Source organism: Ignavibacteria bacterium (assembly GCA_041649015.1).
Classification (GTDB): Bacteria; Bacteroidota; Ignavibacteria; order Tepidaquicellales; family Tepidaquicellaceae; genus CAIKZJ01.
Genome location: JBAZNU010000002.1, coordinates 483,083 through 496,022, shown reverse-complemented (window position 1 = coordinate 496,022; position 12,940 = coordinate 483,083). Strand labels below are relative to the sequence as shown.

13 protein-coding genes and 1 riboswitch are annotated in these 12,940 nt (G+C 35.4%); of the genes, 9 read left to right on the top strand and 4 right to left on the bottom strand.

Going from position 1 to position 12,940, the window contains the following annotated elements; all coding sequences use genetic code 11:
* Positions 1 to 19: 19 nt before the first annotated feature.
* Positions 20 to 718: a DUF2461 domain-containing protein gene (locus tag WC644_05330; GenBank protein ID MFA5011358.1), complete on the bottom strand. Its 699-nt coding sequence runs from the start codon at positions 716 to 718 to the stop codon at positions 20 to 22.
* A 187-nt stretch (positions 719 to 905) separates the two neighbouring features.
* On the opposite strand from WC644_05330, the gene WC644_05325 reads away from it, so the two are divergent.
* On the top strand, positions 906 to 1,358 hold the full coding sequence (locus WC644_05325) for a hypothetical protein (protein ID MFA5011357.1): 453 nt from the start codon (positions 906 to 908) through the stop codon (positions 1,356 to 1,358).
* A 72-nt stretch (positions 1,359 to 1,430) separates the two neighbouring features.
* Here the strand turns inward: WC644_05325 and argS are convergent, their stop codons facing one another.
* Both argS and WC644_05315 read right to left on the bottom strand, forming a co-directional pair.
* Positions 1,431 to 3,065 (bottom strand): arginine--tRNA ligase, encoded by a 1,635-nt coding sequence (gene argS, locus WC644_05320; GenBank protein ID MFA5011356.1) that lies wholly within the window; start codon positions 3,063 to 3,065, stop codon positions 1,431 to 1,433.
* A 37-nt stretch (positions 3,066 to 3,102) separates the two neighbouring features.
* A complete protein-coding gene (locus WC644_05315) occupies positions 3,103 to 4,113 on the bottom strand; it encodes an NAD-dependent epimerase/dehydratase family protein (GenBank protein MFA5011355.1) in 1,011 nt (336 codons plus the stop codon).
* A gap of 74 nt (positions 4,114 to 4,187) precedes the next feature.
* Here WC644_05315 and WC644_05310 point away from each other — a divergent pair, with 74 nt between their 5' ends.
* From WC644_05310 to WC644_05275, 8 genes are all read left to right on the top strand, one after another.
* Positions 4,188 to 5,384, top strand: a complete 1,197-nt coding sequence (locus WC644_05310; GenBank protein MFA5011354.1) for an aminotransferase class I/II-fold pyridoxal phosphate-dependent enzyme — start codon at positions 4,188 to 4,190, stop codon at positions 5,382 to 5,384.
* Positions 5,381 to 5,800, top strand: coding sequence for a hypothetical protein (locus WC644_05305; GenBank protein ID MFA5011353.1), 420 nt, complete (start codon positions 5,381 to 5,383; stop codon positions 5,798 to 5,800). Before WC644_05310 ends, WC644_05305 begins: the two co-directional genes overlap by 4 nt.
* A 1-nt stretch (position 5,801) precedes the next feature.
* Positions 5,802 to 6,335 carry an AAA family ATPase gene (locus tag WC644_05300; protein ID MFA5011352.1) on the top strand — a complete coding sequence of 178 codons (534 nt, stop codon included), beginning with the start codon at positions 5,802 to 5,804 and terminating at the stop codon, positions 6,333 to 6,335.
* On the top strand, positions 6,332 to 6,823 hold the full coding sequence (locus tag WC644_05295; protein MFA5011351.1) for a dCMP deaminase family protein: 492 nt from the start codon (positions 6,332 to 6,334) through the stop codon (positions 6,821 to 6,823). The genes WC644_05300 and WC644_05295 overlap by 4 nt, the downstream gene beginning before the upstream one ends.
* 5 nt (positions 6,824 to 6,828) lie before the next feature.
* Positions 6,829 to 7,008, top strand: a riboswitch (cobalamin riboswitch).
* 124 nt (positions 7,009 to 7,132) lie between these two features.
* Positions 7,133 to 9,022, top strand: coding sequence for a TonB-dependent receptor plug domain-containing protein (locus WC644_05290; protein MFA5011350.1), 1,890 nt, complete (start codon positions 7,133 to 7,135; stop codon positions 9,020 to 9,022).
* 2 nt (positions 9,023 to 9,024) lie between these two features.
* Positions 9,025 to 9,666: a cob(I)yrinic acid a,c-diamide adenosyltransferase gene (locus WC644_05285; protein ID MFA5011349.1), complete on the top strand. Its 642-nt coding sequence runs from the start codon at positions 9,025 to 9,027 to the stop codon at positions 9,664 to 9,666.
* 24 nt (positions 9,667 to 9,690) lie between these two features.
* The gene (locus WC644_05280) at positions 9,691 to 10,722 is read left to right on the top strand and encodes a hypothetical protein (protein MFA5011348.1); all 1,032 of its coding nucleotides are present in this window, start codon (positions 9,691 to 9,693) and stop codon (positions 10,720 to 10,722) included.
* Between the two features lie 6 nt (positions 10,723 to 10,728).
* Positions 10,729 to 11,271, top strand: coding sequence for a gamma carbonic anhydrase family protein (locus tag WC644_05275; protein ID MFA5011347.1), 543 nt, complete (start codon positions 10,729 to 10,731; stop codon positions 11,269 to 11,271).
* 76 nt (positions 11,272 to 11,347) lie between these two features.
* Here the strand turns inward: WC644_05275 and WC644_05270 are convergent, their stop codons facing one another.
* Positions 11,348 to 12,862 (bottom strand): T9SS type A sorting domain-containing protein, encoded by a 1,515-nt coding sequence (locus tag WC644_05270; GenBank protein ID MFA5011346.1) that lies wholly within the window; start codon positions 12,860 to 12,862, stop codon positions 11,348 to 11,350.
* Between the last annotated feature and the right edge of the window lie 78 nt (positions 12,863 to 12,940).

Here is a 12,940-nt window from a genome sequence, read left to right as displayed (position 1 = left end):
TGTTCCTTTCTAATTTGGTTTATAGTGAATCATACAGGAATTTATTGAATTCGCCTGTGATTTTTATATTTTCTAAAATTCTGTCTGCAAGATCACTTGAAAGTGCTGTCTCAGGACTGTAATTTCTGAAAACGTAGAATTGCTTCATTTTCAGGTAGTCAGTGATTCCTTCGGTATTCTTTCCTTTATATTCAGAAGGTATATTTTTTAGTTTATCACCGTTTATCTGTCCGAAATGTTTGAAAAAGTTCTTTTCATTTATAATCGAAAGAAATAAATCTTTATCCTGAAAGATTCTTTTTCTCATTTTTTTAATTAAAGCTGTTTCAGAACTGTATTGTCCTGAAGCAAAAAGAAACTCATCCGATGAAATGTGGAAATAAAATTGCGGTACCTCAGGAGTCTTAATTTTATCATATGTTAAAGAAGCACCGTAATGGCTTTTGTAAGGTGTCTTGTCTCTCTTAAACCTGATGTCCCGGTTAATCCTGAAAATTGATTTATATGAAATGACAATCCTTTCGTCATATTTTTTCAATTCCGGAGTAAGCGTATCAAGCAAAGAACGCATCGGTAATTTAACTTCATCTTCATAAATGTGTCTGTTGGCGTCAAACCATTTCTTATTATTGTACTTCTTTTTCTTTAGTTTAGAAAAAAAGTCCAAAGCTTTTTCGCTAAATCCAAGGAATGGTTCTGAAATAAAAGTATCAAGCATTCGGTAAATTTTGTTTGTGATAAAATAACTATTAATAAATTTTGAAGATATAACAAAAAGGAAACAAATTAAACAGTCTGAAATAATAGACAGGGGTGTCTAAAAAATGATATTTACTTTTTATAAATAAATATTCATATTTGCACCGTTATTAACTATTTTATAACATTAAAAATTTAAAAACTTTATGTCAAGAATTAAAGCGTTATTAGTAATTGCAATTATAGTTGGATTCTTCGGTTCAGCTTTTGCAGTCAGCTTTCCCGGAGACAGAGCCGGAATGAAATCAGATTATCTGTATAAGAAACTCAATTTAACCGTTGAGCAGTACAACAAGGTTTATCCGGTTTATTTAAACTACGAAATGAAAGTAGAAGACCTTAAGGTAAAGAAGCTCGATAAAAAAGCTTATGCAGACGAGGTAGCAAAACTACAAGCCGGTGTCGATAAGGATATGAACACAGTCTTAACAAAAGACCAGCTTACAAAATGGAATGCTATGAAAGACAAGTTCAACAAAATGACCTGGAAGAAAAAAGTAAGAAAACCTAAGACAGAAGGAACAGAAGAAGTAAAGAAAGAAGAACCTAAGAAAGAGGTGAAGAAGGAAGAGCCTAAGAAAGAAGAAAAGAAGAAATAAATATTCTTTGAGAATTATAAAAGGCAGTATTCCGAAGATACTGCCTTTTTTGTTTAATAATTATTATAATCTCTACATCCTTTCGGGTGCAGATATTCCTATTACAGCAAATCCGTTTTGAAGAACTTGTTTAGTTATGAAACAAACCTGAAGACGTGAGTACGTCGTATGCAAATCATCAGGATTAACGACGCGGTTATTGTGATAAAATTTATGAAATAATTCTGCGACAGTATTCAGATAGTAGATTAGCTTATGAGGTTCCATTCCTTCATAAGCACTCAGTATTTCCTCAGGAAACTTCGCAAGTGCTTTAATCAATTCGAATGCTTCTGGTTCGGTATGTGAATATTCTTTTTTAAGATAGTCACTACTAAATCCGGATATGTTTTCTTCAGCATTGCGGAATATTCCGCAAATACGTGCATGTGCATACTGTAGATAATAAACCGGATTTTTGTCCGACTTATCTTTAGCAAGCTCTATATCAAAGTCCAGATGCGTGTTTGCAGAGCGCATAACAAAGAAAAGTTGAGTTGCATCAACACCAACGTCTTCTATCAGGTCGTCGAGGTAATAAACTCTATCGCTTCGTTTGCTCATCTTTACTGACTCTTCTCCCATTTTGAATGTTACCATCTGATGTATTATGACCTTTATGTTATCAGTGTTAAAACCTGCAACCTGAATTCCGTATAAAACTTCTTTATAAGTATCGCCGTGATCCGAGCCGAAAATATCTACTATTAAATCAAAACCTCTCTTGATTTTATTGATATGGTATGCAATGTCTGGAAGTCTGTAGGTTGGCTCTCCTGTAGCTTTTACTATTACTTTGTCTTTTTGGAATTTATCTTTATCCATTATCAGCCATGTCGCCCCTTGTTCTTCTCGGCTGACTCCCTTATCCTTAAAAAGCATTAACAGATTTTTTATATCGCCGTTTTTATAAAGGTCTGTTTCACTGAAGTATATATCATGTTTTATGTTAAACTTTGCGAGAGTATTTTTAATCCTTGCAAAATTTGCTTCTTCCGCTTTACTCTTGAAATAATTAAGGTCATCAGAATCCTTTAATGTTTCCGATTTCTCTTTGTAAATCGTTTCAGCAATATCATTTATGTAATCGCCCGCATATCCATCATTGGGAAAAGGAAAATCAGGCTGAAATATCTGCATATATCGTGAATAAACTGACTTTGCAAGGTTGTTCATTTGGTTTCCCGCGTCGTTATAATAATATTCTCTCGTGACTTTGTATCCCGTCCATCCGAGAAGGTTTGCTATAGCTTTTCCCAAACAAACCTGCCTTCCGTGACCGGCATGAAGCGGACCTGTAGGATTAGCACTTACCCATTCAAGGTTTGCTGTTTTGCCCTCATTAATTGATATCCTGCCGAATGATTCCTTTTCAATGATAACTTTTCTTACAAGTTCATCATAAAAGTCATCAGATACGAAAAAGTTTATGAAACCGGCACCTCCTATTTCCACTTTAGAAAATACTGCTTCCTTCTCAAGCAAAGGGAGTAGTTCATTCGCTATGTCTCTCGGATTCTTTTTCAATTCTTTTGATAGAACCAATGCAACATTTGCTGAAAAGTCTCCAAATTTCTTGTTCTTCGGATAGTCAATGCTAAAGTCCACGAGAGAATAATTCAATTCCTTCAAGGTTTTTCCGACTATATTCCTTATTATATATTTCAAATTTTATCTCGTTAAGTTTAATTTAAATAATATTGTATTACTTAAGCCATCCCTGATGTTTATACCATTCATACGTATCTTTGAATCCTTCCTCGAGTGTGAAAGATTCCCGGAATCCGAGTATTCTCTTTGCTTTTGCGTTTGAAGAAAACCATCCTTCCCGGGTTATATCAAGACACTTTTCGAGGTTCAGTGTGGGAGCTGATTTCGAAAACTTATAAAAGAATTCTGTAATTGCACCTACTGTAAATACCAGAAAATGCGGTATTCTGAGCTTTATGGCTTTTTTATTCATAGCTTTGGATGCAGCTTTTCCGATATCGTCCCAGTTATATTCTATATCTGATGATATGAAAAAAACGTCACCGCTCTTTGTTTCCTTAATTCCTGCAAGATAAATTCCCATAACAACATCCGTTACGTGAAGCAGGCTTAAATATTTATCATTGAAACCGATTATACTGTTCAGTCCTCCTGCAAACGTTTTGAAGTATACGAGTATTTCCGTGTCACGCGGTCCGTAAATCGCCGGGGGTCTTACTATCACAACCGGTATTTTATCCCGGAATTTTAGTACTTCTTTTTCTGCCTCTCTTTTGGTCCTTCCATAAGTTGTTATAGGTTTTGGAATTAGGTCTTCGGTTAATGGCTCTGTACCAAGATTAGGACCGCAGACTGCCAGAGAGCTCACATATACAAATTTTTTGAGTCTTGGATTAACTCTTGCAGTAATTTCTACCAGATTTTTGGTTGCGAGATTATTTCCTCTTTCAAATCCTTCTTTGCTCTTTGCTTTTACAATTCCGGCTACATGAAACACATAATCAACATCTTTTACAGCTTTTTCGAGTGCTTCGTTTGAATATAAGTCACCCTCAATAAAATTTACATTTTTACCTTCAAGCCACTTAACTGAGGAGGTTTTTCTCCTTAAACATGCAACTTCAATGCCTTTTTCCAGCAATAAATCAACTAAATGACTTCCGACAAATCCCGTTGCGCCTGTTACGAATGCTTTCATTAGTATTTTATAATTTAATTTTGTCATAGAAGTTATTAATATTAATATGTATTTTCTATGTTAAAAATTTTCTGAAAGTATCAACCTTAATATATAGATAAATGAACAATTTATTCACAAAATGCTATACATTTACTAGAGCGGATGAGGTTAAAGCTGCGGGTTTTTACCCATATTTCAGACCAATTGAGCAAAATGAGGGTCCCGTAGTGAAACTCGAAGGACGTGAAACTATTATGGCTGGCTCTAATAATTATCACGGACTTACAACGCATCCAAGGGTTGTTAAAGCAGCCCAGGAAGCACTTATAAAATATGGAACAGGTTGTTCCGGTTCAAGATACCTTACCGGTACTCTTGACCTTCATATAGAACTTGAAGAAAAGCTGGCAAGATTCCTGAAAAAGGAAGCCTGCCTGCTGTACTCAACAGGCTATCAAACTGCTCAGGGAATAATTCCTACACTCGTGAATAAAGGTGAATATATTATTTCTGATAAAGACAATCATGCAAGCATCGTAGCAGGAACATTAATGGCTAAAGGACTTCTTGCTGACCTTGTTCGATACAAGCATGGAGACTTAAACGACCTCGAAAGAGTATTAAAATCAGTCCCAGTAGAAGCGGGAAAGCTTATTGCTACAGATGGAGTTTTTTCTACGTCTGGTACTGTTGTAGAGCTGCCTGAAATTGTTACACTTTGCAAGAAATACAACGCAAGAATAATGGTTGACGACGCTCATTCCTTAGGCGTAATTGGAAAGGGAGGCAGAGGTACCGCTTCTGAATTTGGACTTGACGATGAAGTTGACCTTATCATGGGTACATTCTCAAAGACTCTTGCATCCCTCGGCGGGTTTGTTGCCGGTGAAGAAAGGGTAATTAATTTCCTTAAACATCATTCGACTGCGCTTATTTTCTCAGCTTCACCAACCCCATCATCGGTAGCAGCTGCAATTGCAGCTCTTGAGATACTAATAGAAGAACCTCAAAGAGTTGATAAACTAAGGGCTAATGGAAAGAAGATGAGAGAAGGTCTTAAAGGTTTAGGATTCCATGTCCTCGAAGGTGTCACTCCTATAGTACCGGTGATTCTTGGAAATGACCTGCTGACTTTCCAATTCTGGAGAAAACTTTACGATGCAGGTGTGTTTGTGAATGCATTTGTACCACCCGGAGTTCCGCAGAACCTTTCTATGCTTAGAACTTCTTATATGGCTACTCACGAAGAAAAGCACTTGAACAGGATTCTTGACGTCTTCGGACAGATAGGCAGGGAAATGGGAGTTATTAAATGATAAAGCTTTCGGTTATTTCTTTTCTGATTTTTTCTGTGATTGTTATGGGCTGCGGAAAAGAAAAAGAAATTAAAGAACAGAATGAAAAAGTATTACAGCAGGAGATGGAGGAGAACGATACAACTTCGCTTACTCCCGCTGAATCGTTCGGTGCTGTTCTGGCTCAGAGCATTCTGAACGACGAATCTGAAGTTGAACTTGAGTCATTCCTGAGCGAGTCCGTATATCCAAAAGTATCTTCTGCTTCAAAAGTAACTATCGATAAAATATCCTCTTCACTCTATCTGATTAAATACTACGAAGGAACCGCGGAGAAGTATTTACTTATTCAAAAGTATTATAATCCAAAAGAAGATTCGATAACGTTTGATATAACTGAGACTGGTTTAACTACTTCAAAACAATTTCTGAAATAGAATGAAAAAAATTGTCGCAGTAATCGGTATGTGCGGATCCGGAAAAAGTGAGGCTGTTAAGTATTTCGAGAAGAACGGATATAAAAAGGTATATTTTGGAGAAGTTGTCATTGATGAACTGAAAAGAAGAGAACTGGATATTAATGAAGTGAATGAACGTATAGTAAGGGAAGATCTTAGAAAAGAATTCGGTATGGGTGTAATGGCATTAAAGAGTATTGATAAAATTAAAACTTTTATCAAAGAATCAAACGTTGTTGTCGAAAGTCTTTATTCATGGGAAGAGTTTAAAATTCTCAGCAGTGAATTTGGAAATGCATTCAAACTACTTAATATTTTCACTACTAAATCATTGCGTTACGAAAGACTTAAAGAAAGACCTTTCAGACCGCTCACATACGAGGAAGCAATATCAAGGGATTTCGGCGAGATAGAAAAACTGGATAAAGGCGGTCCGATTGCTTTTGCAGACTTTACTGTATTTAATAATTTAACGTTAGATGAATTAAACCAAAATCTTTCTAACTACTTATGAAAAGAGATGACTATATAAGCTGGGACGAATATTTTATGGGTATTGCTATGCTGTCGGCAAAACGAAGCAAAGACCCGAGTACTCAGGTTGGAGCATGTATTGTTAATGGGGAAAATAAAGTAGTAGGTATTGGTTATAATGGTTTTCCGATAGGATGTTCCGACGATAATCTTCCATGGGATAGACAAGCCGAAAATCAGAATCAAACAAAATATCCATACGTTGTTCATGCTGAAGCGAATGCAATACTTAATTCGACAAAAGACCTTCATGGAGCAAGAATTTATGTAGACCTCTTCCCATGCAATGAATGTGCAAAGCTTATTATTCAGTCCGGAATAAAAGAAGTCGTTTTCCTATCTGATAAATATAAAGATTCTGATTCAGTAAAAGCTTCACGAAAGATGTTTAAACTCTCTGGTGTAAAAGAAAGACAATTGATTGTTAAGAACAAAAAGATTATTTTAAATTTTAATATATTAAATTAAAAGTTCTTTTTAATAGGTTATTCGGTTGCTGATGCAATAATAGGGAATTCGGTGTGATACCGGAACTGTCCACGCAACTGTTACAAAGAAGACTGTTTTGCTTAACCACTGTTCTGTTTTAGGATGGGAAGGTAAACAGAAATTGCTTTGAAGTCAGGAGACCTGCCGATATAATCTTTAGTTCAAATTCTGCGGTGGAAAGAATTGGGATATCATTTAACTCACGGAGTTATTTCATACCTGCATACTCACTTACCGCAAAATTTATAGAGTTAAATGTATAAACTATTACTTAAAATATTGTTACTTATGTCGTTAGTTTCCGGTGTGAATGCTCAAACCGATTTTGATTCATCATTTTGCATAACACCTCTAATTAACGTCAGTGCTAATCGATTACCTATTTTGAGAGAAAACTCTCCTTTTAGTGTGCAGTTTATCGACAGAGAGTCAATCGATAAGATAAATGGCTCCCAGCTTTCGGACGTTTTAAAGAATGCTAATAATGTGTACGTTAAATCATATGGCGGAAACTCATCATTGAAAACTGTATCAATTAACGGATTAAGTGCAGAGCATACTTTGATTCTATTAAACGGTGTAAGGCTGAACTCGACTCAGAACGCACAGTTCGATATATCCCTTCTTCCTAAGGAATTTATTGAAAGCATTGAAATAATTCCGTCAGGAAGCAGTGCCTCATACGGTAGTGACGCATTAAGCGGTGTTATAAACATAAAGACTATTTCTTCTGGAAGTATAACTCATAAAAATTCATTTAATACTGAATTAGGTGTTGACTTTGGTTCTTATGGTTATGCAAAATACAACTTGAGCTTATCAGGGCGATTAAAATATTCAAGTTTCAAAATACTATACTCAAATGAAAGTTCAAAAGATGATTTTGAATATTATTACTTCAACGGTAAAGAAAACGAGCTTAAAACCAGGTATAACAATTCGTATGACAGAGACAATCTTTTTCTTGATTATACTTATGATAACAGCAGCTCAAAATTATCATTAGTTTCTTATTACAATACTGCCGATAGATTTCTGCCCGGTATAGAAACAGGGTCCGACCCATCTAATGCAAATCAAAAAGATAAAAACTGGAATACAATCGTTAACTTTGAAAAGAAGGGTAAGAACCTTTTTAATGCTTCATTAAATTTTCAAAACAATCTAATAAATTTTAGTCCTTACCCGAATAGTACAAACTATTATAAAAACTTAATTTATTCCGCATCAGCACACTATCTTATAAACAACTCTGTATATAAACTTCTGCTTGGAGGCGAATATTCAGCGTCTTCAATTGAAAGCGATCAGCTCGCCGGAAACAAACAAAGGAATACTTCGGCTTTATTTATTTCCAATGAGACCAGGATTTTAGAGAATTTTGTGATATTTCCTTCGGCAAGATTTGAAAGCATATCAGATATTGATAGACAGGTTCTCACTGCTAAAATTGGTTTGAATTATAAACCTTTTAAGAACGATATTCTGATTCTTAAATCATCAGCTGGAAATTCGTTCAGGTCTCCATCGTTTAATGAACTCTACTGGAAAACAGGCGGGAATATTAATCTATTACCTGAAAAATCCATAAGCTTTGAGGCTGGATTTTTAACGGTGTTCAGATTGTTCTCAAATAACACATTTGAATTCACATATACACACATTAATGCAGCCGATAAGATTCTCTGGAAACCTGGAAACTCTGTTTACTGGACTCCTGAAAATGTCGGTAATTCATTGTCCAATATCATTAGTCTGACTCTTAATTCAGATTATATTATTTCAAAATCTTCATCCGTTATGCTTAATCTTAATTACACTTATAATTCATCTATAAAAAACAATATGGATTATCAAGGTGATTTAACATATGGTAAACAGCTTATTTATATAGCTAATAATATGTTTAAGTTAAATTTAAACTTCGATATTAAAGATTTTGGCTTTGGGGCGGGAAGTGTTTTTATTGGAAATAGGTATTCAGACGTTGAAAACAGAAATTTGATGAACCCGGACTTTATTCTGGATGGCAATATTTATTATAAACTGCATATCGGTAAAATAAATACATTACTAAAGCTTGAGGTTAATAATATTACAAACGAAAACTATCAGGTAATCTCGGGTTATCCGATGCCCCTGAGAAATTTCAGATTTTTAATAAAATTAAAATATTAATTATGGAAACAGATTCCGGAGGGAAAAAATTAAAGGAAAAAATGCTTAATACTATAGAAGGTTACAAGAATCTTTCTGAAGAGGATAAGAATTGTTTGCACATTTACTATGGATACGGTAAAGGAAAAACAACAAGCACTATTGGACTTGCTATCAGAGCGCTTGGTGCTGGTAAGAAGGTTGCATTGGTTCAGTTTGATAAAGGATATGATGGTGAGAATGAACATTATGCTGAGCGTAACGTATTTCGTAAACTTCAAGAAATCGGTTACAATATTGATATTTATCCAACAGGGTGTGAAAGAATGAACAGCGACGGCACATTTAGATTTAAAAATGAGGAGAAAGATTTCGAGGAAGCAAAGCGGGGACTTGAAATTGCTAAGCAATTGATAGTGAACGGCGAGCAGGACGTCCTTATCCTCGATGAAGCAATAGCAACAGTTGCATACAATCTTCTCGAAAAGGAAGAAATTGAACAGCTAATTACTCTTTATAAGAAAAATAAAAGATTCGAACTTATAATGACAGGACATAAACTATGGGAAGGACTCGAAGAAAAAGCTGACTTGATTACTGAAATGAGAAAGGTGAAACATTATTTTGACAAAGGAATACCCGCTCGTCTGGGTATTGAATTTTAATTTAAAACTACAGAAAATTTATACATGAAGAATACTTTATATATCTTTTTATTTATTCTGTCAATGTTGCATATTTCATGCAGTAATGACATTGCCGTTAATCCTGTAATCAAAACATCTGAAGGTATTTTCCTGCTTAGCGAGGGGTCATACTCGGCAGGTTCATCTAAACTTTCATACTACGATTATTCAAATGATTCATTCTATGTTAATGTCGTTAATCCGTACAATCTCGGTGCCTACCCTGACGGTATGATTAAATACAATAACAATCTGTACTTAACAGAACAGGGAAATTTTGGCTCAGCGGGTAAAATATACAAAGCAGACATTAACGCAACTATTTTGTCTCAACAGTCAATAGGTGTTAATCCTTATTCACTTTGTTTAGCTAACAATAAAATTTACATAACTAACGGTCCTTCATCGAAAGTCCTGATTATTGACCCGGTATCATTGAATGTAATAAAGGAGATATCGGTAGGGGCATATCCTCAGGAAATTATAAGTTATAACAACAAAGTCTTTGTTTGTAATACAAGCGCATATGGCGGTGTTTCTGATTCGACTGTCTCAATCATTGACGCAGGAAATGATATATTGGTGAATACTCTAAAAGTTGATAGAGACCCTTCATCACTCGCAGTTACTAACGGCAGCATGCTAATCGTTTCTTCATGGAGTGCTGCCGGGAAAATATATGTATTCGAAACTATAAATTACACTCTTGTAGATACTTTATTTTCCCCTTTTGGTTTCTCAAAAGATTTTAGTGTTGACAGGAATTCTAACGATGTGTTCTTCATAGGTTATGACGGAGATATTATTAGACTTAACATGGATACAAAGCAATTTTCAAAAATAATAACAAAACCGGAGGTAAACTCTTTTATCTACGGTTATGTTTTTGATTATATGAACGGAAAACATTTCCTGGCTGACGCAAAGAATTTCATATCGTCCGGAAGCATGTATGTTTACGGAGCAAACGGCGTTCTGTTGAAACAGTTTGAAACGGGTATAACTCCGCGAAGATTTTTAATAAATATAAATTAATACAAAATGATTTTACAATACATGGGGATTCATCCCAATATTCATGAATCGGTTTATATCTGCGAAGGAGCAATAATAGTCGGTGATGTAGTGCTGAAAAAAGACGTCAGCGTCTGGTACAATGCTGTCGTAAGAGGCGATGTAAACTACATTCGAGTAGGGGAAAGGACTAATATTCAGGACGGAGCAATTCTCCATAATACGTACAAAAAATATCCGTTGGTAATCGGAAACGACGTTACTATCGGACACGGAGCAATTATACATGGTTGCACAGTAAAAGACCATGTTCTAATAGGTCTGGGTGCAAAACTCCTTGACGATTGTGTTATTGGAGAAAACTCTTTTATTGCTGCAGGTACACTCGTTAAAGAGCATTTTCAGGTTCCTGAAGGAGTACTCGTCGCAGGAGTTCCCGGAAAAATTGTCAGAGACCTCAGACCTGAAGAGATTGAAAAGATAAGAAGAAGTGCAGAAAATTATTTGATGTACGTTAGAAATTATAAAAAAGATGAAAATATTTGGGTTACTAAAGAAGCCGGTTTATAAAAAGTTTATGCAATGCTGAAACAAAAAAGCCGTTCAATCCGAACGGCTTTCCTTTATCTGAATATATTACAATTTCTTATTTCACTATCGCAACACGTTTCGCAATGTTACCGGTCTGTGTTTCTAGTCTTACTACATAAACACTGCTCGGTAATCCCTTCGATAGCCAGTTCCTTTCATATTCCCCGGCTCTCAGGTATTCATTCGCAATCACATAAACCTCTCTTCCAAGCAGGTCATAGACTCGGATACGCGTATAACCGTCTGCCTTAATCCTGAATTTTATTAGTACTTCTGGATTAAATGGATTAGGATAGATGTTCATAAATTCGTATGTATCAACTTTTACCGGATTACTTACAATTCCTGTTAAAGTCTTAATCGGAAGAAAATCAACATAACCTAATGTTGAACTGTCCGCTTTATGAAAAATGTGTGCTTCAACAGTATCTATATTATCGGTTCCCCAGTAATTATTCTCTGCTTTTATGGTATCAGGAGTGTTGTTGTACACGTCGTAAATTTTACCGCTGTTACCATTTCCATATATATTGTTTAATCCTATATCTGTAGTATCCGAAGATGTAAGGTCTCCTAAATTAGGCTTAGCTGTATTTTGAATCGTAACTCCCCATAGATTTCCTCTGACAGTATTTCTTGTCACAATCACGCTCGATGTCGTCCAACCACCCGCAAAGTTAATACCACTGCCGCCAAGTGCAGGATTCCCCTGCGTATTGCAGCTGTCAATTATGTTATTGTTAATGTATGCGTTAATTCCACCGGCGAGTATTCCAATACCGAATCTGTTGTTCTTAATTACATTATTTTCAATAATCAGAGAAGGTATACCTCCGATAGGTAGGAATCCCATTGCTCCCGAATTTGTGGATGCCCTTAATATTTGATTGTTTCTGATAATTACCGGTTGTGTACCTCCTGCTCCTAAATTTATTTGTGGATAATTTCCATTCGTCACGTCATTGCCGTAGATTAAATTATTTATTATCGTTGGTGATGAAGCAACATTGGAACCGGAGCCGATTGCTGAACGGTAACTTCCGAATATCGTACAGTTAGAAATAACAGGATTTGAACGGTAAAGATAAATTGCTCCGCTGCGTGAACCGGAACCCGAATAAGTATTGTATCTAATTATTGAACTGTCAAGTAGTGCATCACTGTTAAAAAAGTAAATAGAATTCGCATGTTCAAATATTAATCGCTTCATAACAGATGCGTCTGAGAGTGAGTCAAGCCTGAATCCCATATACTTGCTCGTTGTGTCAATTGCCGTAAACTTAACAGAGTCAGGTGGATTTATTATCAGCGTACCATGAATCGTGAATAAAATCGTTCCCGCTACTTTTACAGTTGAATTATTCAGTATCTTTAATGTGTCTGAATGATTAAGTGTTACAGTATTGTTGAATAAATATGAACCGCTGCTATACGTTACAACACCTCCTGAATTTGCAACAAGACTATCCAGTGTCCAGTTTTTTCCGGTTCCCGGTGTAATATATTGTGCATAAGAAAGCGATGCAAACAATATCGGTATTATTACTGCCAGAATGATTTTTGTTCTCATAATTTGTTTTATTTTATTAATTTTATACTTTTTCTATCGTTTTAAGTTCCAAATTAAATCATAACAAATTAATCTTAT